The 23,651-nt window shown below is 64.6% G+C and carries 19 protein-coding genes; 10 read left to right on the forward strand and 9 right to left on the reverse strand.

The window, feature by feature from the left end; translation table 11 throughout:
• Window positions 1-3: 3 nt before the first annotated feature.
• From HY852_RS22425 to HY852_RS22445, 5 genes are all read right to left on the reverse strand, one after another.
• Window positions 4-777, reverse strand: coding sequence for a TIGR02186 family protein (locus HY852_RS22425; RefSeq protein ID WP_291607101.1), 774 nt, complete (start codon window positions 775-777; stop codon window positions 4-6).
• The gene (locus HY852_RS22430; protein ID WP_291607079.1) at window positions 777-1,694 is read right to left on the reverse strand and encodes a sulfite exporter TauE/SafE family protein; all 918 of its coding nucleotides are present in this window, start codon (window positions 1,692-1,694) and stop codon (window positions 777-779) included. The genes HY852_RS22425 and HY852_RS22430 overlap by 1 nt, the downstream gene beginning before the upstream one ends.
• A 164-nt stretch (window positions 1,695-1,858) precedes the next feature.
• A complete protein-coding gene (locus HY852_RS22435; RefSeq protein WP_367116400.1) occupies window positions 1,859-2,530 on the reverse strand; it encodes a hypothetical protein in 672 nt (223 codons plus the stop codon).
• A 254-nt stretch (window positions 2,531-2,784) separates the two neighbouring features.
• On the reverse strand, window positions 2,785-6,099 hold the full coding sequence (locus HY852_RS22440; RefSeq protein ID WP_291607081.1) for a hypothetical protein: 3,315 nt from the start codon (window positions 6,097-6,099) through the stop codon (window positions 2,785-2,787).
• A gap of 270 nt (window positions 6,100-6,369) precedes the next feature.
• Window positions 6,370-6,957 carry a PadR family transcriptional regulator gene (locus tag HY852_RS22445; RefSeq protein ID WP_291607082.1) on the reverse strand — a complete coding sequence of 196 codons (588 nt, stop codon included), beginning with the start codon at window positions 6,955-6,957 and terminating at the stop codon, window positions 6,370-6,372.
• A 134-nt stretch (window positions 6,958-7,091) separates the two neighbouring features.
• On the opposite strand from HY852_RS22445, the gene HY852_RS22450 reads away from it, so the two are divergent.
• From HY852_RS22450 to HY852_RS22470, 5 genes are all read left to right on the forward strand, one after another.
• A complete protein-coding gene (locus HY852_RS22450) occupies window positions 7,092-7,493 on the forward strand; it encodes a nuclear transport factor 2 family protein (protein ID WP_291607083.1) in 402 nt (133 codons plus the stop codon).
• Between the two features lie 138 nt (window positions 7,494-7,631).
• Window positions 7,632-9,422 (forward strand): acyl-CoA dehydrogenase C-terminal domain-containing protein, encoded by a 1,791-nt coding sequence (locus tag HY852_RS22455; RefSeq protein WP_291607084.1) that lies wholly within the window; start codon window positions 7,632-7,634, stop codon window positions 9,420-9,422.
• A 64-nt stretch (window positions 9,423-9,486) separates the two neighbouring features.
• The gene (locus tag HY852_RS22460) at window positions 9,487-10,695 is read left to right on the forward strand and encodes an acetyl-CoA C-acetyltransferase (protein WP_291607085.1); all 1,209 of its coding nucleotides are present in this window, start codon (window positions 9,487-9,489) and stop codon (window positions 10,693-10,695) included.
• 141 nt (window positions 10,696-10,836) lie between these two features.
• On the forward strand, window positions 10,837-13,053 hold the full coding sequence (locus HY852_RS22465; RefSeq protein WP_291607086.1) for an FAD-dependent oxidoreductase: 2,217 nt from the start codon (window positions 10,837-10,839) through the stop codon (window positions 13,051-13,053).
• A gap of 518 nt (window positions 13,054-13,571) precedes the next feature.
• Window positions 13,572-13,787, forward strand: a complete 216-nt coding sequence (locus HY852_RS22470) for a hypothetical protein (RefSeq protein WP_291607087.1) — start codon at window positions 13,572-13,574, stop codon at window positions 13,785-13,787.
• A 204-nt stretch (window positions 13,788-13,991) separates the two neighbouring features.
• On the opposite strand, the gene gstA is transcribed toward HY852_RS22470, so the two are convergent.
• A complete protein-coding gene (gene gstA, locus HY852_RS22475) occupies window positions 13,992-14,606 on the reverse strand; it encodes a glutathione transferase GstA (RefSeq protein WP_291607088.1) in 615 nt (204 codons plus the stop codon).
• A 124-nt stretch (window positions 14,607-14,730) separates the two neighbouring features.
• On the opposite strand from gstA, the gene HY852_RS22480 reads away from it, so the two are divergent.
• The 3 genes from HY852_RS22480 to HY852_RS22490 all read left to right on the forward strand — a co-directional run bounded on the left by HY852_RS22480 (window position 14,731) and on the right by HY852_RS22490 (window position 17,545).
• A complete protein-coding gene (locus HY852_RS22480; RefSeq protein ID WP_291607089.1) occupies window positions 14,731-15,219 on the forward strand; it encodes a MarR family winged helix-turn-helix transcriptional regulator in 489 nt (162 codons plus the stop codon).
• 96 nt (window positions 15,220-15,315) lie between these two features.
• Window positions 15,316-16,686 carry a glutamate--cysteine ligase gene (locus HY852_RS22485; protein ID WP_291607090.1) on the forward strand — a complete coding sequence of 457 codons (1,371 nt, stop codon included), beginning with the start codon at window positions 15,316-15,318 and terminating at the stop codon, window positions 16,684-16,686.
• A 304-nt stretch (window positions 16,687-16,990) separates the two neighbouring features.
• Window positions 16,991-17,545, forward strand: coding sequence for a PAN domain-containing protein (locus tag HY852_RS22490; RefSeq protein ID WP_291607091.1), 555 nt, complete (start codon window positions 16,991-16,993; stop codon window positions 17,543-17,545).
• A gap of 195 nt (window positions 17,546-17,740) precedes the next feature.
• Here HY852_RS22490 and lepB read toward each other — a convergent pair whose 3' ends face one another.
• The 3 genes from lepB to HY852_RS22505 form a co-directional block, all read right to left on the reverse strand.
• Complete coding sequence (lepB, locus tag HY852_RS22495) at window positions 17,741-18,520, reverse strand: signal peptidase I (RefSeq protein ID WP_291607092.1); 780 nt, start codon at window positions 18,518-18,520, stop codon at window positions 17,741-17,743.
• Complete coding sequence (gene tldD, locus HY852_RS22500) at window positions 18,517-19,944, reverse strand: metalloprotease TldD (protein ID WP_291607093.1); 1,428 nt, start codon at window positions 19,942-19,944, stop codon at window positions 18,517-18,519. Before tldD ends, lepB begins: the two co-directional genes overlap by 4 nt.
• 609 nt (window positions 19,945-20,553) lie before the next feature.
• On the reverse strand, window positions 20,554-21,084 hold the full coding sequence (locus HY852_RS22505) for an invasion associated locus B family protein (protein ID WP_291607094.1): 531 nt from the start codon (window positions 21,082-21,084) through the stop codon (window positions 20,554-20,556).
• Window positions 21,085-21,541: 457 nt separating this feature from the next.
• Here HY852_RS22505 and coxB point away from each other — a divergent pair, with 457 nt between their 5' ends.
• The gene (coxB, locus tag HY852_RS22510) at window positions 21,542-22,375 is read left to right on the forward strand and encodes a cytochrome c oxidase subunit II (RefSeq protein WP_291607095.1); all 834 of its coding nucleotides are present in this window, start codon (window positions 21,542-21,544) and stop codon (window positions 22,373-22,375) included.
• Between the two features lie 79 nt (window positions 22,376-22,454).
• Window positions 22,455-23,651, forward strand: a 1,197-nt coding sequence (locus HY852_RS22515; RefSeq protein ID WP_291607096.1) for a cbb3-type cytochrome c oxidase subunit I, incomplete at its 3' end; no start/stop codon positions are given.

Genomic DNA, 23,651 nt, shown 5'->3' on the forward strand with positions numbered 1-23,651 from the left:
CGGCTAATCCTTCCGGAACACGATCGACGCCATCCAGCCGCTCATCAGCGCCATCGCGGCGGTGACGAGCCCGTAGACGAAGCCGTTCTGTCGCGCAGTAGTCGCGACGAACTGCTCGAACCCGACCTTGACGATCTCGAACGCGGTCTCGGTCTTGGTCAGGAAGACGCCGTTGGCGAGCAGCTTGATCTCGACCTGATAAGTGCCGATCGGCACTTCGGCCGGCAAGGGGATGCTGGTGCGAAACAGCGTCGGCGTCAGCAAGGTCACCGCGGCGGGATCCTCGCGATAGAGGCCGCGCTGGGTGCGCAGGCGGACGAAGGCACTGCGGAACGGATCGTTCGGCACCACGTCGGCATAGTCGGTGCCGACCCGCTGCGTCAGCAGCACGTTGTTGAGCCCGAGTTGCTGGCGTCTCGCCACCTCGGGCGGAGCAATCTGCTCGAACGGCCGATTGGCGAACAGCGCGAGATAGGCCGGCACCTGCAGGAACTGCCGGTAGTCGGTGTTGATCCAGATGCCGAACTTGCGTTCCTTGCGGCGCGTCACCATGTCGGCTCGCGGACCGATCACCGTCACCACGAGGTCGTACGCGTTGCGGTCCGCAGGCGTTGCGGCATCCTTCTCCACCGAACCGAACAGCACCAGCTCCTCGCCGGAATAGTTCGGCGTCACGGTGACGCGGTGATTGGAGACGGACACGATCAGCCGTTCGGCGCGCGCCGACGCATTCCCCAGTGAGAGCAGTATCAAGGCCGCAACGACCGATCGCGCGATCATTCGCTCACCCCCAGCTCGCGGATGGTGAAGAGATCGTCGGGGCGGATCACCAGTTCGACGGCGAAGCGGATGCCGACGGCCAGGATCAGCAGCCCCAGCAGCAGCCTGAGCTGTTCGCCGCGGATCTTCTGGCCGGCCCGCGCGCCGAATTGCGCCCCGGTCACGCCGCCGACCATCAGGATCAGCGCCAGCACCGCGTCGACCAGGTGATTGGTCATCGCGTGCAGCAGGGTCGCGAACAGCATGGTCACCAGGGTCAGCACCATGGAGGTGCCGATCACCGTGGAGGTAGGCACCCGCAGCAGGTAGATCATGATCGGGACCAGGATGAAGCCGCCACCGATGCCCATGATCGCGCCGATGAAGCCGATCATGATGCCAATGACGATAACCGGGATCACCGACAGATAGATCTTGGAGCGCTTGAACCGCATCTTCAGCGGCAGCCCGTGGATCCAGTTATGGGCGCGGCGTGGCGGCACCACCCCCTGCCGGATCCGCATCATCGCGCGCAATCCTTCCCAGAACATCAGCCCGCCGACCGTGGTGAGCAGCGCGACGTAGGAGAGCGCGATCATCAGGTCGAGCTGCCCGAGCGCGCGAAGCAGGGTGAACGTCCATACCCCGAGTGCGGTGCCGGTCGTGCCGCCGCATAGCAGGACGGTCGCGAGCGCCGGGTCGATGGCCCGGCGCCGCCAGTAGGAGATCGCACCGGAAAAGGAGGAGGCCGCGATATGGCTGGTCACGGAAGCGACCGCGACCGCCGGCGCGATGCCGAGGAAGATGAGCAGCGGCGTCATCAGGAACCCGCCGCCGATCCCGAACATGCCCGACACGAAGCCGACCGCCGCGCCCATGGCCAGCACCAGGAAGATGTTGACCGGAAGATCGGCGATCGGAAGGTAGAGCTGCATCGAGCGTTTTCCGGAAAACGAAAATTCCTGCAGGCTGCCCGCGGCAGGCGGAACCGTTGCCGCACCTTTGCATATCCGAAATCGCAGCAAGGGGGGACCGCAAATCGCGCCGCCCGGGTTGTTGTCGGCCGCGGGGGTGAACAGGTCTCGCGGAGCTGGCAGCGTCAGGGCCTGTTCCGGGCGGGGTCGGTGATCAGATTGGTGATCAGATTCATGGCTTGGGCTTGCTGGGTTCCGAGCCAGCGTATCTCGGAGGTCTGGGACATCGCTTCCACCACCGAGGAGGAAACCCCCATCCTGGTCAGATAGCCCAGAAGCATGCCGGCGACCCGCTGAGTATTGGCGACAGGGTCGCTAACCGGGGTCCTGTTGGTAAATCGATGAATTCCCAGCGCCGATCCCTCAACGCCATAGCGGGTCTGGCCGCCGGCAAACACCAAGACGCACGCGCTCGCGCAATATGACGGCCGGATGCGGCCCGAGTCGTCGGCAACACCGACAGCCGTGAACAGCCCGCGCGAGCGGATCGTTTCGCCCATGATCAGCGCCTGATCCACATTGCCTCCGGGGGAAGACAACAGGACGATGTCGCCAGGCGAGAGATGGGCTTCGTTCAGCCGGTCGTGAAACCAGCTCGCGGCCGCAGGCCCGATGTGCCCGCTCACCGCCAGCGCCCGGCCGCCGCCAAGATCTGCCTTGACGATCACGGACGAACTCAGACTTGGCGAAAAGTACTGGTCCTTCCAGTAGTCCCAGGCCTCAGGCCGCGAGATATCCCGATAGGCACGGATCCCCACGCCCGAAACCAGGAGCAGAAATATGAGGATCGACCCCAAGAACCGCCTTCGAGTCGCAGGATGGAGCGGCACCGCAGGCTGCGGCTGCCTGGCGAATTCGCCGGGAGGGGCGACCCGGGGACCGGTTGGGGAGCTTCGGAACGAGCTTTCCTCCTGCCGGCGATCATCAGCGGACAATGGACCCTCCTGGCGGGCCGTGGCGTCAATCCGCTGATCTATACGCCTGTACGGCGTGGACACCGAGGTACACGACCACCCCTCGCGAAGGTGGCATCAAGCACCGGCCGCCTGTCCTAATGCGCGGCGGCGGTGCGCTTGGTCGCAACCGGCTTTGGCGCAGGCTTGGAGCTGCCGGCCTGGGCCGGCGCGTTGTCCCATCCGCCCGCCGGCGCCGCAACGTTGACGGCATCGTCCGGCTGGGGTTCTGCCGTAAAGGTCTGGATCGCGAGCCTGGCTGCCGCCAGCGACTGGGCGTCGAGCCGCTTGGCGACATCGTCGCGCTTGGTCGCCGCGTCCGCGTCGCCCTGCGCCGCCGCAAGGCTGAACCATTTGTAGGACTCGGCCAGATTCTGCTCGACCCCGATGCCCCGCGCATAAAGGATGCCGAGATTGAACTGGCTATCGGCAACGCCGCGGTCGGCCGCCTTGCGGAACCATTGTGCGGCACTCTTGTAGTTGGCGCCCTTGCCGCCGCCGTCGGCATCCAGCACCGCCAGATTGTGCATCGCCTTGGCACTGCCGCGCTCGGCGGCCTGCAGATAGAAGCGGCGGGCGATCTCGGGATCCTTCTTTACGCCGAGGCCCTTTTCATACAGCGTCCCCAGCCTGAAGACGGCCGGCACCACGCCGGCCTGGGCGGCGCGGTCGTACCATTTGGCGGCCTCGTCATAATTGGCGGGCACGCCCTTGCCTTCGGCAAAACGAAGGGCGACCTCGTAGGCTGCGGTCGCATCACCCTTCATGGCGGCGCCGCGCAGCACCGGACCGCCGATCGCTTCCGGCAATCTTTCGGTCGGCGGCACCTGCACCACGCCGAGCCTGCGCCCCGGCACAGGCGGCAGCGTCGTCGGGATCGTTCCCGTGATGTCGCCGTTGCGCGCAGCATTGGCGGCGGGAGCGGCGGGCGGGATCTCGACCGAAGCGGCGCCGTCCGCGGCGTTCGGAGCGGGATAGTGCAGGGACTGTTTGCCGAGCGGGGTCGGCGACGTCATCGAAGGTGTGAGCTGCTCGGGCGCTGCGGGCTTGGGCGCGGTTTCCGCGGGTGCTTCGGCGTGCGGCGCCGCCGGGGGCGAGCTTTCCACCGACTGCGGTGGCGGCGCACTGCCGCCGTCGAGCAGGTTCATCGCCATTTTGAATGTGCCGAGCACGATCACGACCACGCTGGCGCCGACCAGCAGCCCCCGGATCTTGGACGTGATCGTGGAGGCTTCCTTGTTCCTGTCCTTGGCCTTGTCCCCCGTTGCGCCCTTGGCGGAGCCGCGGCCGGGTTTCTCGGGCTGCTGTGCGGCGGCGGCCTGCGCCGCGCGGCGAGCAGCGGCGATAAAGTTCGACGTCGACATGGGCTCGCGCGGCGCCGCGGGGATTTCGCTGATCGCGTTTTCGGAAGCCGCAATGCGGTCGGAGGGCGAGGTCATACGCCCGCTCGGGCGCGTGCCGGGCTCGAGCGGGAAGTCCGGCGGCAGCTCCGACGGTCCCGCAGCTCGTGGCGCGGTGTGCGGCTCGAGAATTTCGCTGATGGCCCGCGGCGGAACGGGCGGGACCGGCGGCGGGGTAGGTGACGTCGCAGACCCGGCCTGGAAGTCGCGCGGAGCGGCGGTGAAGACGCCCTGGCCGGCTGCAGGATTGGGCAACTCGGGTTTGGCTTGCGGCGGCATCGCCGCACGCGCGCCAGGTGAAGGCTCGGCGGGCGAGAGTGGCGCCGCGGCCGGCTGGGGCAAAGGCGTGGTGCGGACCGCGCGCAGATCGCCCTCGATCACGGCCAGCCGGTCGACCACGTGGCCGAGCGTGCTGTTCACTGTTTCCAGGGAGTCCTGCGTGTGACGGTTGGTCTCCGTCTGGCTGAACCGGATGTCGGACAGCTCGCGCTTGACCATGTCGACGAATTCGGAATCGACCGGCTCGACGGAACGCCGGCTCTCGGCCAGTGCCGCATAGGTCGCCTGCTGCTTTTCCAGATGCCGCAGGACATCGTGCAGCCCGTCTTCGATGCGGTTCAGGTTGACTCCACCATGATCGCCGGTCGATGCCTCGAGGCGCTCCAGGAGGTAGGACACGCGCTGTTCGAGGTGGGCGAAGGTCGATGCGCTGTCGTTGCCGACCTCCATGCGGTCGAGACGCTCGGACAGGCCGCGCAGCGCGCTTTCCAGGTGCTCGGTGTTCGCGTTGACGACCGGTCGCTCGCGGCTTTCCAGCGTTGCCGTCAGCGCGGCGATGCGCTGCTCGAGAATGGCGAAATTGTCGGTGTTGGCACTGGCGCGCGTGATCTGGTCGACCTTGGAGGACAACAGGTGCACGTCTTCCGACAGGCGCGCCAATGCGTCGTTGGAAGCGACATTGGAGACGATGGCCCGCAGGGCGGCGATCGCCCCTTCGAGCTGCTGGACCGTGCCGGGATCGTTGCTGGTGCGCAGGATCAGGTCGAGCTTGGCGCCTAGATTGCGGATCGCCTCGTCATAGCCGGCGAGCTGCTCGGCCGGCGTGAGCGAGCGCAGGACCTCGCGGATTTCGGCCAGCGCGCGTTCGATGCCGGCGAGAGCCTGGCCGTCGATGCCGCTGTTGCGGTTTTCGTCGATGCGTCGATGGAGCGAACGGATCTCGTTCTCGATCGATTCGATTGCCCGGCGCGGCATCGCCTCGGTGATGGCGTGGCGGATTTCCGCAAGCTCGCTGCGGAACGCGGCGATCGACTGTTCGATATGATCCGGCCGCTGCAGCGCCTCGATCTGGCTCGTGATCTTGAGCAGGTGGCGCTCGAGCGAGGAGAAGTCGGGACCTGGCGCCGGCGCGGGTTGAGCGGCGGGTGCCATCGGCGGGGCGCCGCGTGGCGACACCTGCCGCGGCGCGAAGCCGTCGAGCTCGTTCTGGCGGGCGGTGATCTCCGCCACGGCGACATCAAGCGAGGCGGGGCTCAAGGGCGGCGAGTGGCGATAAACCTGGGCTGCCGCGCGCTCGATGTCGTCCACCTGGCGCGCGCGCTCGTAAGCCTGGTTCGGCTGGGTCTGGTTCTGCCGCGGGGCCTGCGGGTTGGTGATCTGCGACAGGCGGGCATCGAGGCGCGAGATCGCGTCGTTGAGCTGGCGGGCGACGCCCTGTTCGCGCGACATCTCGTTGCGCGGCTGCGGGCGCGAGATCTGTTCGATCTGCCGTGTGATCGAATCCAGGCGCTGGTGGATGTCGGCGACATCGCGGCTCGCCTGGCCGACTTGCTGGTTCACTTGCTGGCTGACCTGGCGCTGCTCGGAGGACGCGCGGAAATTCGGCGGCGTGGCCTCGCCGACGGTGGAGTTCAGCCAATCGTTGAGCGACATTCCGGCGCGGCGGGCGGCGGCTTCGGCCCTCTCGCGTACGGATGGATCGATGCCGTCAGTACTCCACGCGCGCGAATTCATGACCCAGCTCGGTTCCGACTCCGGCGCCCCAGCCGGCGCCTTCAGCCTCCCCGCGCGTCCCAAACAGGAGACAATCCAATTCGGCGCGGGTCGTCTGCCACTGAAGCCGACTTTTTCCGGTTACGGTAAATAACGGGTTAAGGAAGGGCAGGCCCCGCGCATAAAGTTGATGATGCAGTGAAATTGGCCCGTTCTCCCTCGCGCGCTTGCGGGGCGAGGTGACCGCGTACATGGCACGCGAACCAGAACCAGCCGGTCAGGACCGAGCGCTCATCTCTCGCCCTTGCGATCGCGCTCGTTGAGCGGCACGACGCCGGCACGGTTGGTGATGGCGGACAAGGCGTCGATCGCCTCTTCGCACCACTCCACCACCATGCGCTCGTGACGAAGACCGAGGCGAAGCGTGAGCAGTTTTCCGAGATCGGCAGGCGAGGCGGTATTGTCCGGGAATCGCTTCTTCAGGATGCGCTCGTAGCGCTCGTAGCGGTCGCGATGGTGCTCCAATCGCGCCATCAGGTCGGTGCGCAGCGGCTCGATGTCGATGCTGTCGAGTGCATAGAACCGCACCAACAGATCGTCCTTGATCGGGGCCGGATTGCTGGGCCGGGCCGCCCAGTGCCTCAGCGCCGACCTGCCCTCCGCCGTCAGCGTGTAGACCAGCTTGTTGGGTTTGCCCGACTGCACCACCTCGCGGCCCTGGATGTAGCCGCGCTCGCGCAGCCGCGACAGCTCGCGATAGATCTGCTGATGGTCGGCCTTCCAGAAGAAGCCCATGGACGAGTCGAACGTCTTGGCGAGCTCATAGCCCGTCATCGGACGTTCCGTCAGGCATGCGAGGATCGCGTCACCGAGCGCCATGGCGTATTATCCATCTCCACTCGCCAGGGAGGTTGACTTTATGCATATCGGCGCATATGCGTCAATGCGCATATGAGCGCTGGACCGGGCCGCCAAGACAGGCTCCGCGCGCTGGCGACGAGAGGAGGCGTCCCTTGACCAAGACTGGTCTCGACAGGTGGTACGGCTACATGAAATCCCACGACCGCGCCGCGCTGTGGGATCTCCTCCACCCTGACGCCGTGTTCGAAAGTCCGGTCGTGCACACGCCGCAACGCGGCCGCGACATTACCTTCAAATACCTGACGAGCGCCGAGAAGGTGCTGGGCGGGCCCGGCTTCACCTATGTCGGCGAATGGCGCAGCGACAAGGGCGCGGTGCTGGAATTCGAGAACGAGATAGACGGGGTCAGGCTCAACGGCGTCGACATCATCACCTTCGACGACGATGGCCGGATCACCCATTTCAAGGTGATGGTGCGCCCGCTGAAGGCGATCAATTTGCTGCATCGGTTGATGGGCGAGCAACTTGCCAAGCCTCAACTCACGAAGCCTTGAAGCGAACGCCAGCCGCGACACTGCGGCGTTGCTGCGATCATAGCTGCCGGACGGCCGAACGGCTAAGGTCAACTGAACGATTGCCGCTCCGCCGATCTTCCCTTAAACGCCACCCAAGCCGCATGCCGGGAGAACGCCATGCCGATCTATAAAGCCCCCGTGGAAGACGTGAGCTTCCTGCTCAACGACGTGTTCCAGATCGACCGTTACGATAATCTTCCCGGTTTTTCCGACGCTTCGAGCGACGTGCGCGAAGCGATCCTGGGCGAAGCGGCCAAGCTCTCCGAGGAGGTGCTGCAGCCCCTGAACCGCGTCGGCGATCTCGAGGGCTGCAAGCGCAATGACGACGCCAGCGTGACCACGCCCAAGGGATTCAAGGAAGCCTTCAAGCAGGTGGTCGAAGGCGGCTGGCTCGGCCTGTCGGCCCCGACCGAATATGGCGGACAAGGCCTGCCGGTCACGCTGAGCCAGGCCGTCAACGAATTCCAGTGCTCGGCCAACATGGCCTTCTCGATGTATGGCGGCCTGACCATGGGAGCGACCGCCGCCCTGCTCGTGCACGGCTCGCCCGAACTGAAGAAGACCTATGTGCCCAAGATGGTGTCGGGCGAGTGGACCGGCACCATGAACCTGACCGAGCCGCACTGCGGCACCGATCTCGGCCTGCTGCGCACCAAGGCCGTCCCGCAGGCGGACGGCAGCTACAAGATATCAGGCACCAAGATCTTCATCTCCGCTGGCGAGCATGACCTCGCGGACAACATCATCCATCTCGTGCTCGCTCGGATCGAAGGAGCGCCGGCCGGCATCAAGGGTATCTCGCTGTTCGTGGTGCCGAAGTTTCTGGTCAATGCCGATGGCTCGCCGGGCGCGCGCAACGGCGTCGCCTGCGGATCGATCGAGCACAAGATGGGCATCCACGGCAATTCCACCTGCGTGATGAACTACGACAATGCCACCGGCTGGCTGATCGGCCAGGAAAACAAGGGCATGCAGGCCATGTTCGTGATGATGAACGAGGCCCGGCTCGGCGTTGCCGTCCAGGGTCTCGCGCAGTCCGAGGTGGCCTATCAGAACGCCGTGGCCTATGCGCGCGAGCGCCTGCAGGGCCGTTCGTTGACCGGGGCGAAGGCGCCGGACAAGGCCGCCGATCCCATCATCGTCCATCCCGACGTGCGCCGTACCCTGCTCACCATCCGCGCCTTCAATGAGGCGGCGCGCGCGCTCGTGGTCTGGACCGCGCTCAAGAGCGACGTCGCCCATCGCTCGAGCGATCCCAAGGACCGCCAGGAGGCCGACGATCACATGGGCTTGATGACGCCGGTGCTGAAGGGGCTTCTGACCGAGGTCGGCTTTGCCAACGCCGTGCAGGCGCAGCAGATGTATGGCGGGCACGGCTATATCGCCGAGCACGGCATGGAGCAGTTCGTGCGCGATGCCCGCATCGCCATGATCTACGAGGGAGCCAACGGCATCCAGGCGCTCGACCTCGTCGGCCGCAAGCTGCCGCGTGACGGCGGCCGCGCGGTGATGGCGTTCTTCGGCGAAGTCATGGGCTTTGCCAAGGAGAATGGCGGCGATCAAGCCATGAAGCCTTATGTGGCGCCGCTCTCGACCGCACTCGGTCACCTGCAGCAGGCCACCACCTGGCTGATGCAGAACGCGATGATGAAGCCGGACAACGCCGGCGCCGCCGCGACCGATTACATGCATCTGTTCGGCTCGGTCGCGCTCGGCTACATGTGGGCGCGCATGGCCAAGGTGACGCTGGGCAAGATTGCCGCCGGCGGCAGCACCCCCTATTTGTCGACCAAGCTCGTGACCGGCCGCTTCTTCATGGAACGCATGCTGCCGGAGACCGCGCTGCACCTTTCGCGTATCCAGACCGGTTGCGCCACCACCATGGAACTGCCGGCGGAGGCCTTCTGAGGGCCTTTTCCGCCGCCTAGCTCGATCCGCTATCAGATTACGATCGTCATACGAGGAGGGCATCATGCCTGAGGCATATATCTACGATCACGTTCGCACCCCGCGCGGCCGTGGCAAGTCCGACGGCTCACTGCACGAGGTCACGGCGCTTGCGCTCGCCTCGGTGCCTCTCAAGGCGCTGAAGGAGCGCAACAACCTGCCCGAGGGCTCGGTGGACGACGTCATCCTCGGCGTGGTCGATCCGGTCGGCGAAGCCGGCTCCGACATCGCGCGTTTCGCGGCGCTGAAGGCCGGGCTCGGCCAGTCGGTGCCGGGGGTGCAGATCAGCCGGTTCTGTGCCTCAGGGCTCGATGCGGTGAACTTCGCCGCGGCCCAGATCATGAGCGGCCAGCACGAACTCGTGATCGGCGGCGGTGCCGAGTCCATGAGCCGTATCGGGCTGGGCGCCTCCGGCGGTGCCTGGCCGATGGACCCCTCGATGGCGGTTCCGGCCTATTTCATGCCGCAGGGTGTTTCCGCCGACCTGATCGCGACCAAATACGGCTTCTCCCGCGACGACGTCGACGCCTACGCGGTGCAGAGCCAGCAGCGCGCGGCCAAGGCCTGGGACGAGGGTCGCTTCGACAAGTCGGTGGTGCCGGTGAAGGACGTCAACGGCCTCACCATCCTCGCCAAGGACGAGCACATGCGCCCCTCGACGACCATGCAGACGCTCGCGCAATTGCAGCCGTCCTTCGTCACCATGGCGGCCATGGGCGGCTTTGACGCGGTGGCGATGCAGTCGCATCCGGAAGTCGAGCGCATCAACTACGTGCACCACGCCGGCAATTCGTCCGGCATCGTCGACGGCGCCGGCGCCGTCCTGCTCGGCAGCAAGGAGGCCGGCCAGAAACACGGGCTGAAGGCGCGCGCGAAAATCCGAGCCTTTGCCAACATCGGCTCGGAGCCGGCCATCATGCTCACCGGTCCGGTCGACGTGACCAACAAGCTGTTCGAGCGCTCGGGCATGAAGAAGTCGGATATCGACCTGTTCGAACTGAACGAGGCCTTTGCCTCGGTCGTGCTGCGCTACATGCAGGCGTTCGAGATCGACAGCTCGAAGATCAACGTCAACGGCGGCGCCATTGCGCTCGGCCATCCCCTGGGCGCGACAGGTGCCATGATTTTGGGCACGGTGCTGGACGAATTGGAGCGGACCAACAAGTCGACCGCGCTGGTGACGCTGTGCATCGGCGGCGGAATGGGCACCGCGACGATCATCGAGCGGGTTTAATCGCCGTAGGGTGGGTTAGCCGAAGGCGTAACCCACCGTGCCACGGCAAAGAAGTGGTGGGTTACGCTTCGCTAACCCACCCTACAAGATCACAGTCAACCGCCGCGCCGACCATGGCTGCCGGCACTGAGGGAGCACCACATGGCTTTCAAGAATTTCAAAGTCGAAACCGACGCCGACGGCATCGTGCTTGTTACCTGGGACATTCCCGGCCGGTCGATGAACGTCCTGGACGAGACCTCGACCAACGAACTCGAGGCGATCGTGAAACAGACCACGGCGGATGCTGCGGTGAAGGGCGTCGTCATCACCTCCAGCAAGGAAGCGTTCTGTGCCGGCGCCGACCTGTCGATGCTTGAGGGCATGAACCAGGCCTACGCCCAGGTATTCAAGGAAAAGGGCGAGATCGCCGCCAACCAGATGCTGTTCGAGCAGAGCCGGCGTTTTTCGCTGGTGCTTCGTTCGATCGAGACCTCGGGCAAGCCGTGGGTGGCCGCGATCAACGGGCTGGCGCTCGGCGGCGGCTTCGAGATCACCCTGTGCTGCCACTACCGCGTCGCGGCCGAAAATCCCAAGACCCGGCTGGGTCTGCCCGAGGTCAAGGTCGGTCTGTTCCCCGGCGCCGGCGGCACCCAGCGCGTGCCGCGTCTCGTTCCGCCGCAGGACGCGATGCAGATCCTGCTCAAGGGCGATGCCCTGCCGCTGGACAGGGCCAAGGCGCTCAATCTCATTCACGCCATCGTCCCGAAAGACGACCTGATCAAGGCGGCGAAGGACTGGATCAAGAGCGGCGGCAAGCCGGTTGCGCCGTGGGACGAGAAGAATTTCAAGCTGCCCGGCGGCCCGGTGTTCTCCAAAGCCGGCATGATGATGTTCCCGGCCGGCAACGCCATCTACCGCCGCGAGACCTACGACAACTACCCGGCGGCGCGCGCCATCATGAGCTGCGTCTATGAGGGCCTGCAGCTGCCGATCGACGCCGCGCTGCGCGTGGAGTCGCGTTACTTCACCCAGGTGCTGCGTTCGAAGGAAGCGGCGGCGATGATCCGCAGCCTGTTCCTGTCGATGCAGGAACTGAACAAGGGCGCGCGGCGCCCGCCAAACGTGCCGCCGACCAAGGTCAGGAAGCTCGCCGTGATCGGCGCCGGCTTCATGGGCGCCAGCGTCGGCTATGTCTCGGCCCGCGCCGGTCTCGATGTCGTGCTGATCGACCGCGACCAGGAAAGCGCCGACAAGGGCAAGGCGCACGCCCAGAAGGTGATCGAGGAGCAGATCGCCAAGGGCCGCGCCAAGCCCGCGGATCGCGACGCGCTGCTGTCGCGCATCACCGCGACCGCCGACTATGCCGTGCTGAAGGATTGCGACCTCGTCATCGAGGCCGTGTTCGAGGACCGCAAGGTCAAGGCGGAGACCTACGCGAAGGCGCAAGCGCATCTCAAACCGGACGTGATCTTCGCCTCCAACACCTCGACCCTGCCGATCACCTCGCTCGCCGAGGGGTTCGGCGACCAGGGCAGGTTCATAGGCATCCATTTCTTCTCGCCGGTCGAGAAGATGATGCTGGTCGAGATCATCGTGGGCAAGAACAGCGGTGATGTCGCGCTGGCGACCGCGCTCGACTACGTGCGCACGATCGGCAAGACGCCGATCGTGGTCAATGACTCCCGCGGCTTCTTCGCCAATCGGTGCGTGGGGCGCTACGTTGCCGAAGGCAACGAGATGTTCCTCGAAGGCGTGCCGCCGGCAATGATCGAGAACTGCGCCAAGATGGCCGGCATGCCGGTCGGGCCGCTGTCGCTGTCCGACGAGGTCGCGCTTGACCTCGGCCTGAAGATCATGAGGGCCACCGAGGCCGATCTCGGACCCAACGCCATCAACCAGGATCAAAAGAAGCTGATGATGGAGATGGTCGAAAAGCGCGACCGCCTCGGCCGGAAGAACCGCAAGGGCTTTTATGACTATCCGGAGAAGGGCAAGGGCCAGAAGAGCCTGTGGCCGGGGCTTTCCGAACTGCAGCCCAAGCACCTCGATCCCGATACGCTCGATGTCGAGGAACTCAAGCAGCGCTTCCTGGTGGTGCAGGCGGTGGAAGCCGCACGCACGGTGGAAGATCACGTGATCACCGATCCGCGCGAGGCCGATGTCGGCTCGATTCTCGGCTTCGGCTTTGCGCCGTTCACCGGCGGCACGCTGTCCTACATCGACTTCATGGGCACGAAGAAGTTCGTCGATCTGTGCCACAAGTTGGAGGCCAAGTACGGCTCGCGCTTCACGCCCCCGAAGCTCCTGGAGGAGATGGCGGCGAAGGGCGAGACCTTCTACGGCCGCTTCGCGCCGAAGAAGTCCGCGGCGGCGTGAAGTCTGCGCGCAAGTTGAGCGCCGGCGTTGCCGCTTGCTCGCTACTGCCCTCTCACCCCTTGCGGGGGAGAGCTGGAGAGGGAGGTAGCCCCGCAAGTTCGGTGCTTGGGGCTGCCCTTGCCTAACCCTCCTCCGCAAGTGGGGAGGGAATATAGGAATGCTGCACCTTCGCCCCCGCGGCCATGCGGGCAGCGCGTCTGGTCGAGGCATGGCGCCGTCAACGCGCGCAGCGGGATTTCGGAGGAGAGTTCCCTGGCCGAGCAAACCGGGCGCCCAGGTTGGTCCAGAGCAAGCTGACTTTCCAAGCTTGAGCTAGAAGAAGCGCGCGGACGAGATCACGCTTGGACAAGCACGTTGACCTTTCTCGGCGCGATCGACGCCGATCTGCCGCATCATCGGGTTCGAGCCGAAATCGACTTGCCCGATTTCACATTGGAGTTTGTGATGCTGCTGACAAAGTCCCGAACTTTGTTGTACTAAGATCCCTTAGGGACGCGCTTCGGTTAGGGAGTGCTGATATGACGCCTGTTCATTCGTCGCCCGCAGAGTGGTTGTCGGTTTCGATTGCGCCTGACGAGGGAGAGCTCGAGATCTGTGTGATGGACTATAACGGGATGGTGCGTGCGCTCGAGTACCCCTGCTACAAGAGGGGAGACGAATGGGCCGATGCTTCAAACAAGAAGCTGTTCGCCGTTCAGCCGACGCATTGGCGCAAATGGATCGAGCGGCATTGACCCGAAGGCAGGTCCAACGCGATTGTGGCGTGATCAGTTGAGTTTGAGCCCGGACAAGCCGGTGTTGGTGGTCTGAGGGGTCGGACCAGATCCGAAGCGGCTACGGTCGTTCGCTGGAACTTGAAAGTCAAACGTATAAGGAACTTTAGATAGAAAGGCCGGACGATCCCGCCGGCCTTTCGCTTCGCACCGCTCGGCGGAAGCTCACGCCGCCTGGGCGAGACCTTCCTTCTTCAGCGCCTCCTGCACCTTCGGTCGCGCGGCGACGCGCGCCTTGTAGGCGAGCAGGTTCGGCATCGCGGAGAGGTCGAACTTCATCCGTTCGGCCCACGTCAGGATCGTGAACAGGTAGCCGTCGGCGACGGTGAACTGCTTGCCCATCAGATAGTCGCGGCCGGCAAGCTGGCTGTCGATATATTTGAGCTTGGCCATGACCCGGTCCTTGAAGAACGCCTTGGCGTCGTCCGACAGCACGGGCGAGAACATCGGTCCGAAGTTCTTGTGCAGCTCCGAGGTGATGAAGTTGAGCCACTCCAGAAGCTTGTAGCGTTCGGCGCTGTCGCGGGCCGGGGCGAGATTCTTGTCCGCCGCCTTGTCGGCGATCATCTGGACAATGACGGGCCCTTCGGTAACCATCTCGCCGCTGTCGAGACGGAGCGCGGGTACCTGCCCCTTGGGGTTGATTTGGAGGTAGTCATCGCCGTTCTCCAGCTTCTTGGCGCGAAGGTCGACCTTGACGAGCTCGTAGGGCAGGCCCGCTTCGAGCAGCGCGATATGGGGGGAAAGCGAGCAGGCGCCGGGCGAGTAATAAAGCTTCATGGAATTTCCTCCTGGAAAACGATGAAAAGCGGCGAATGAATGACTAAATGCATCTGCATGAAATAGTCAAGATTGATGCAGCTGCATCGAGTGCGGTAGACTGAACCACAACGTGAGCCGGACCATGAAACGCAAACCATCGACCGAGGCAACCGCCGCCTGGATCCGCCTGATGCGGGTTCAGAGCCGGGTGCTGGATGCGGTCGAGCAGGACCTGAAGAGGGCTGGCTTCCCGCCGCTTGCCTGGTATGACGCGCTGCTCGAACTGTCGCGCGCCCCATCGGGCGAATTGCGCCCGGTGGAGCTGGAACGGCAGATGCTGATCCCGCAATATTCGACGTCGCGGCTGATCGACCGTCTCGTGGAGGAGGGGCTGGCCGTGCGCAGGGAATGCAAGATCGACAAGCGCGGCCAGTTCGTCGAGATCACCGAGGCCGGCCGCGATCTGCAGAAGCGGATGTGGAGCGCCTATTCCGCCGCGATCGAAAAGTACGTCGGCTCGAAGCTGTCCGATGGGGACGCCGTCAAGCTGTGCGGCCTGCTCGACCGGCTCGGGTGCTCCTGCGGCGATGCACGCTCACCGGCTTTGAGCGAAAGCGCGCCGGCGCGATGACAGCGTTTCCACCACTCACGTCCGCGCGCCGAGCGGTTCGCGGACATCATCGTCACCGCGCGCGTTCGGTCGTAGCGCTTTGGATTCGGGACTAGCATGGCGCGAGACCAGATCGACATGACGCCTTTGCAATCGCGCGACGAACTCGTCGCGTGGTTCGAGGCGGGTAGCAAGCCGCCGTCCGAATTCCGCATCGGTACAGAGCACGAAAAGACCCCGTTCACCCTGCAGGGGCATCAGCCCGTCCCGTACGAGGGCGCCCGCGGCATCGGCGCGCTGCTGGAGGGCATGCAGCTCCTTCTCGGCTGGGAGCCGATCATGGAGCGCGGCAACATCATCGGCCTTTACGACGTGACCGGCGGCGGGGCGATCTCGCTGGAGCCTGGCGGGCAGTTCGAACTGTCCGGCGCGCCGGTGGAGAACGTGCACCAGACCCAGAGCGAACTGATGGCGCACATCGCACAGGTGCGCGAGGTCGCAACGCCCCTGGGGATCGGCTTTCTCGGTCTCGGCATGACTCCGTCATGGTCGCGGGCGCAGATCCCGGTGATGCCGAAGGGCCGCTACAAGATCATGACCGCCTACATGCCGAAGGTCGGCAAGTACGGCATCGACATGATGTACCGGACCTGCACCGTGCAGACCAATCTCGACTTCTCTTCCGAAGCCGACATGGTCAAGAAGCTCAGGGTGTCGCTCGCGCTGCAGCCGATCGCGACCGCTTTGTTCGCCAATTCGCCGTTCACCGAAGGCAAGCCGAACGGCCTCCTGTCGTTCCGCTCGGAGATCTGGCGCGACACCGACAACGCGCGCGCCGGCATGCTGCCGTGGGCGTTCGAGGACGGCATGGGATTCGAGCGCTGGGTCGACTACGCGCTCGACGTGCCGATGTACTTCATCAAGCGCGGCGATGATTACATCGATGTCGCGGGCTCCTCCTTCCGCGATCTGTTTGAGGGCAGGCACCCCGCGCTGCCGGGCGAACGTCCGACCCTGTCGGACTGGGCCAACCATCTTTCGACCATCTTTCCCGAGGTGCGGCTGAAGCGCTATCTGGAGATGCGCGGCGCGGACGGCGCTCCGTGGGGCCGGTTGCCGGCGCTCCCGGCGTTGTGGGTCGGGCTCTTGTATGACGATACGAGCCTCGATGCCGCCTGGGACCTCGTCAAGAACTGGACGGCGGTTGAGCGGCAGTCGCTCCGCGACGATGTGCCGCGCCTGGGCTTCAAGGCGAAAATTCGCGACCGCTACGTGTTTGAGATTGCCAAGGAATGCCTGATTCTGGCGCATGCCGGCCTGCGTCGTCGTGGACGCATCGATCATTTCGGGCGCGACGAAACCCACTATCTGGAGCCGCTGGACCGCATCATCGATTCCGGCCGCACGCCGGCGGAGGAGCTGCTGGAGAAGTATGGCGGCCCCTGGCATGGGTCCGTGGAGCCGGCCTACGACGAATATGCGTTCTAGAGATTGATCCGGAAAACCCGGTACCGGTTTTCCGGAAAGGTCATGCTCAACCAAAATCGGCGTGATCCGGACGCGCCACGCCAGCGCAGATTTGGCGGGTCTTGCAAACGACAAGCGCGAAGCGTTCGCGTGGAATTCGTTCTCGATGAGAACCGTAAAGCGCGCCGGCGGTTCAATTCGGTAGCCCAAAAGCATCCCTCTGTCGAAAGGACCTGGGCCGTTCATCAGCCGTACAGGTTTGCGGCTTTCAAATGGCCGATCGCAAAAAATCTCAACGCATTCAATAACTGGAAAGCTGATTGGAATGGAAAGAGGCCGCCTGTTCGGGGCCTGTTTGGTATCGCTCGCCGTGCTGGCGTTCGTTCTTTCGATCCAGCCGGCTCTCGCCCAGACCGCGTTTGATCGTCCGGGCGGCGATTATCTGAGCACGCCGCTCGCCTCCGGCGATCCGGAAGATTGCGCTCTTTTGTGCGAGCGCGACCGGCGCTGCCGGTCGTGGAGCTTCAACTATCCCGATGTCGCGGGTGGCACGGCGCTGTGCTGGCTGAAGAACACCGTGCCGCCGCGGGTGCCGGAGAGCTGCTGCATATCCGGCGTACGCGGCGCCGGCGTGCTCGAGCCGCAGGTCGCAGGCGTTGAGAATTCGATCGATCGCCCCGGCGGCGACTACCGCAATTTCGAGCTGAAGAACGGCGACGCCGACGAGGCCTGCAAGGCGGCCTGCACCGCCGACAACAAATGCCGCGCCTTCACCTATGCAAGGGCAGGCTATGCCGGCCGGGAAGCGCGTTGCTTCCTCAAGAAGGAAATCAAGCCGCCGCGGCGCAAGGCCGGATTCACCTCCGGCGTGGTGAGGTGACGAATCACGTCACGCCGTCCATTGTCGCGCGCGAAAACCGTCATTGCGAGCGAAGCGAAGCAATCCAGGATATGTATTCGCGGTGATCGCTTCGTCGCTTGCGCTCCTCGCGATGACGACACGGAATGTTGTCCGCTGGCAGCACCGTGATCTCCGGCCGCAGCGCCTTCCGGCGCGCAGATCATGCTCGATCAACTAGCGGATGGCGGTGAAGAAGCGCGCGAGACGGAAGCCGGAGGGCCAGGTCCACAGCGGCTGGTGGCGCATGGCGAGATCCCAGGAGCCGAGCACGGCATCGGCGCGTCCGACCAGGTTGTCGATCGGCAGCAGCCCGACGCCGCCGGCCCGCACGGGCACGCGGCTGTCGGCGGAGTTGTCGCGGTTGTCGCCGAGCACGAACAGCATGCCGGGCGGCACGGTCACCTCCGGCGTGTTGTCGAGCGGTCCGTTGTCGCGCATCTTGAAGATCAGGTGCGAGACGCCATTGGGCAGGGTTTCGACATAGCGATGGGCCGGCTGGCTGCCGCCATTGTCGTCTTCGGCTTCGCCGAGTCCGTCCGGCTTCAATCCAGCCGCGCGGTCATTGATGAAGAGCTGGCCCTGGCGCATCTGGATGCGGTCGCCGGGCAGCCCGACCACGCGCTTGACCCAGGCCTGCGACCGGTCGCCGGTCCAGCGGAAGACGACGACGTCGCCGAGCTTCGGCGTCTCACCCAACACGCGACCGGTTTCCGGCAGGTTGATCTGGATCGGCAGCGAGGAGGTGCCGTAGCCGTAAGGGAATTTCGAGGCGAGCAGGGCGTCGCCGATCATCAGCGTCGGCTCCATCGAGCCGGAGGGTACGTAGAACGGCTCGGCGAGCGCTCCCTTCGCCAGGAACACCAGAGCGACGACGCCGGCAAGCTGCACCGCCTGCCCGCGCCAGGTGGTGGGCTTGCTGCTGCTCTTGATGGGGGCCAACTTCTCCAGGCTCATGCGCCAGTTCCTCCCACGGTAATGCGCTCCATCCGCAGCGTCGGCTGGCCCACGCCGACCGGAACGCCCTGACCGTTCTTGCCGCAGGTGCCGATACCGGTATCAAGCGTCAGGTCATTGCCGATCATGGTGATGCGGTGAAGGTCCGTCGGGCCGTTGCCGATCAGCATCGCGCCCTTCAGCGGCGCGCCGAGCTTGCCGTTCTCGATTCGATACGCCTCGGTGCACTGGAACACGTACTTGCCGGAGGTGATGTCGACCTGCCCACCGCCGAAGTTGGCGGCGTAGACGCCGTTCTTGACCGAGGCGATGATCTCCGCCGGATCGCGATTTCCCGCGAGCATGTAGGTGTTGGTCATGCGCGGCATCGGCGCATGGGCATAGCCCTGGCGGCGGCCGTTGCCGGTCGGCTTCATGTTCATCAGGCGCGCATTCTGTCGATCCTGCATGTAGCCGACCAGGATGCCGTCCTCGATCAGCACGGTCCGGCTGGTCGGCGTGCCTTCATCATCGATGGTGAGCGATCCGCGCCGCGAGGCCATGGTGCCGTCGTCGACGACGGTAACGCCCTTGGCGGCGACCTGCTGGCCCATCAGGCCGGCAAACGCCGAGGTCTTCTTGCGGTTGAAATCGCCTTCCAGCCCGTGGCCGACCGCTTCGTGCAGCATGACGCCGGGCCAGCCCGCGCCCAGCACGACGTCCATTTCGCCGGCGGGTGCGGGTACGGATTCCAGGTTGACCAGCGCCTCGCGCAGGGCGCCGTCGGCAGCCTCGCGCCACGCGTTGGTTTCGATGAAACGGACATAGCCCTCGCGGCCGCCATAGCCCTTGCTGCCGCTCTCCTGGCGATCGCCCTGGCCGGCAACCACCGACACGTTGACGCGCACGAGAGGGCGAATGTCGCGGTAGCTCTCGCCGTCAGGACGCAGGATCTCCACCACCTGCCAGGTCGCGCCCAGGCTGACGCTGACCTGTCGCACCCGCGGATCCTTGTCGCGCAAATACGCGTCGATCTCGGCGAGCAGCTTCACCTTGGCCTCGAAGCCAGGCGCATCCAGCGGATTTTCGTCGCCATAGAGCCGCACATTGGTGTGCGGAGGCGGGGCCGCCAACGATCCCGAATAGCCGCCGCGCACCGCGGCAACCGCGTCCGCCGCGCGAATCAGTGCCGGCAGCGATACGTCGGAGGAATGCGCATATCCGACCGCGTCGTCCTTCACCGCGCGCAGGCCGAAACCCTGCGAGGTGTCGTAGGTCGCCTGCTTCAGCCGGCCGTTGTCGAACATCAGCGCTTCGGTCTGGCTGTATTCGAGGAACAATTCGCCGTCATCGGCACCCAGGAGCCCACGCGCCACCTGGTCGCGGACCTTGTCGCGATCGAGATTGGCGCGGTCGAGCAGGGAGGTCGTAGCGGGACTGGTCATGGATCGGTCCGTAATCGGATGGCTGGATCTTCCAAGATAATTGCTTCCTGATCGTTCGGCGAGAGGCGATCAATTACATTACCGAAACGCAATGATCGATGTTGTTCCGGGCTCAGCGATGGCCTCCAGCCGCGCCCACGACATCGTCGTGCAGGAACGGCGATATTTGGTCTTCTTTGAGGCGCGTCCGAGCGATGCACAGTGCGCCTCGCATTTTGCCTGAGACAGGCAAATCACTGCAGAAAGCTGTCAAGCCCCCGCGGCAAAAATATTTCGCTTTTCCAGAATTCGGATTTGGCGTATAGGTCGCCCGTCTCACCCGGTACGAGGGGCGTATCGCGATCGTCACGAAACGCGGGCTGGGATGCGGTGGACGCGGGTTGCGTCGGCGCGAACGTGTACCACAGGGCGGTTTTCCGTGAGTGGTCCGCGGCGCGCAGGACGAACGGCGCAAATGCGTACGGCAAAACCGTGTGGTCCTGGCTGCCGTTGCTGCAGTCAAGCTCCGCGGAGGCGGCTCAAGCCCAACCGGGCGTGAGGCGTCGTCAATCTGCGGAGCGACGGTGATGCGCAAAGCGGTTTTGCTCGTCCTGAGCGACGCAAAAGCCCTTACGGCAGCTTGTCGTAGCCTTCGCCGAGTCCGTTCAGACTGAGAGGGAACCCGATGCCTTCTTCTGGGGTCTCGAAGATGATGAACGTTGCGGTCTTGGCGCTGCGCAGTTGCCCGAGCAGCTTGTCGTCCATCACCACTTCGGCAACGCAGCCGTTGGGCAGGCAGCGGACGAAGCCGGCGCGGCCGACGTCCTGGTTGTCGAGCTTGAGGCCGAGGCCTGACGGCAGCAGCACGCCGAGCGGGGCCACCACCCGCATCAGCCGGCTCTTCTGGTCGGCAGTCTTCAGCACGATCACGGTGAGGCCGGCATTGGAGCGGTCCTCCGCCACGACGCTCTGGATCAGGGCGCATTGCTCGCTGCGTGCGCCGGGCGGGGTGTCGCAGCGGATCTGCCAATCGCCGTGCACCGAGCGTACCGCGCCCTGTGCGTGGGTCTCACCGGGTAGGGCCAGCGCGAGAATCCCCATCAGCCCGCCGAGCAGGGTGAGGCCGGTCGTGGCTTTGGCCCTGAGTGTCGAAGGCCTCATCCGGTTGATTCCTCAAATTTGGCGCTTGGCTGACCGCAACGAGCGTCTGACACGGAAATGACGGCGTCTTGAAGGCGATTTGCAACCACTTCCCACGCCGACCTGGCCGTTTACGCCCTAACGAATCAGGGTTCCTGCAGCACCGGGCGGCCTTTGCCTACATCGGGCACTGCCGCTGTCAAGCGGCTCCGGAGGCAGGTCCGCTATCCCGGTCCGACCGCTTATCCACCACGCCGCGGTATTAGAGGAGGGTAGATCACTACGCCGATCACAGGTGGATCAAGAGCGCATTGCGATGGATCAAGAAGTGTGATTTGAGAGGTAAAATTTCCTGTTCAGCGGAGCGGCTTGGGCACTAAATTACCACCCACGCGCTTTGATTGAAAGTGGGTCGCATAAGCATTCTGAACAAAGAGCGGAATGCGCTGGGGTCGAATGTGAAGGGAGCGGAAGCGGCATGAAGATGTCGATGGGTCGGCGGTTGCTGGGGTTGGCGGTAGCCGGCGCAGCACTGGCAGCGAGCGGTGCGGCCTTTGCCGAATTGGGACAACCGGCACCGTGGGAATACCAGCTCCAGCAATCCGGCTCGCCGGTGATGGACAACATCGTCTGGTTCCACAATTTCCTGTTGGTCATTATCACCGTTATCACGCTGTTCGTTCTGGCGCTGCTCGTCGTCGTCGTGGTGAAGTTCAACGCGAGAGCCAATCCGGTGCCCTCGCGGACCACGCACAACACGCTGATCGAAGTCATGTGGACGCTGGTCCCGGTGCTGATCCTCGTCGCCATCGCGGTGCCCTCGTTCCGGCTCCTGTTCCTCGAGCTCGACGTGCCGAAGGCGGACCTGACCATCAAGGCGACCGGCAAGCAGTGGTACTGGAGCTACGCCTATCCCGATAACGGCAAGTTCGAGTTCGATTCGCTGATGGCGCAGGACAAGCAGCCGCGGCTGCTCGGCGTCGACAACGAGATGGTGGTGCCGGTCAACAAGGTGATTCGGGTCCAGACCACCGGCGCCGACGTCATCCATTCGTTCGCGGTGCCCTCCTTCGGCATCAAGATCGACGCCATTCCGGGCCGTCTGAACGAAACGTGGTTCAAGGCCACCAAGGTCGGCATGTACTACGGCCAGTGCTCGGAGCTGTGCGGCAAGGACCATGCGTTCATGCCGATCGCGGTGCGCGTGGTGAGCGACCAGGATTTCGCCTCCTGGGTTGAAGAGGCCAAGAAGAAATATGCGAGCGGCGGCGCGAACACCACCTTCGCCTCCGCCGCGGGCGCCGCGCAGTAAGCCCGCAGGGCTTGCGCGCAAACGGGACAAGGGCGGGCTCGCAAGGCCCGCCGGGACTGCAAGGCAGGATGTAAAGGCAATGGCAACGAGCGCTTCGATTTCCACCGATCACGTCCATGACGACCATGCGCACGACCACCCGACCGGGTGGCGACGCTGGCTCTACTCGACCAATCACAAGGACATCGGCACGATGTACCTGGTGTTTGCCGTCATCGCCGGAGTTATCGGTGCCGCGATGTCGATCGCGGTCCGCGCCGAGCTGATGTATCCCGGCGTGCAGGTATTCGGCGCGAACACATACAATGTATTCGTGACCTCCCACGGCCTCATCATGATCTTCTTCATGGTCATGCCCGCGATGATCGGCGGCTTCGGCAACTGGCTGGTGCCGCTGATGATCGGCGCGCCCGACATGGCGTTCCCGCGCATGAACAACATCTCGTTCTGGCTGTTGCCGGCCTCCTTCGCGCTGTTGTTGATGTCGACCTTCGTCGAGGGTGAGCCGGGCAACAACGGCGTTGCAGCCGGCTGGACGATCTATGCGCCGCTGTCGACCTCGGGTCATCCGGGGCCGGCTGTCGACTTCGCGATCCTGTCGCTGCATCTCGCCGGCGCCTCGTCGATTCTCGGATCGATCAACTTCATCACCCCGATCTTCAACATGCGCGCCCCCGGCATGACGCGGCACAAGATGCCGCTATTCGTGTGGTCGATCCTGGTGACGGTGTTCCTGCTGCTGTTGTCGCTGCCGGTGCTTGCGGGTGCGATCACCATGCTGCTCACCGACCGCAATTTCGGCACGACCTTTTTCTCGGCCGACGGTGGCGGCGATCCGGTGCTGTTCCAGCACCTGTTCTGGTTCTTCGGTCACCCCGAAGTCTACATCCTGATCCTGCCGGGCTTCGGAATGATCAGTCAGATCGTCTCGACCTTCTCGCGCAAGCCGGTGTTCGGCTATCTCGGCATGGCCTACGCGATGGTAGCGATCGGCGGCATCGGCTTCGTGGTATGGGCGCACCACATGTACACGGTCGGCATGTCGAGCGCTGCCCAGGCCTACTTCGTCGCCGCGACCATGGTGATCGCGGTGCCGACGGGCGTGAAGATCTTCTCCTGGATCGCGACCATGTGGGGCGGTTCGATCGAGTTCCGCGCGCCCATGCTGTGGGCGGTCGGCTTCATCTTCCTGTTCACGGTCGGCGGCGTCACCGGCGTGGTTCTGGCGAACGCCGGCGTCGATCGCGTGCTGCAGGATACCTATTACGTCGTCGCG

The organism is Bradyrhizobium sp. (assembly GCF_016213215.1).
In the GTDB taxonomy this organism is placed as follows: Bacteria; Pseudomonadota; Alphaproteobacteria; order Rhizobiales; family Xanthobacteraceae; genus Bradyrhizobium.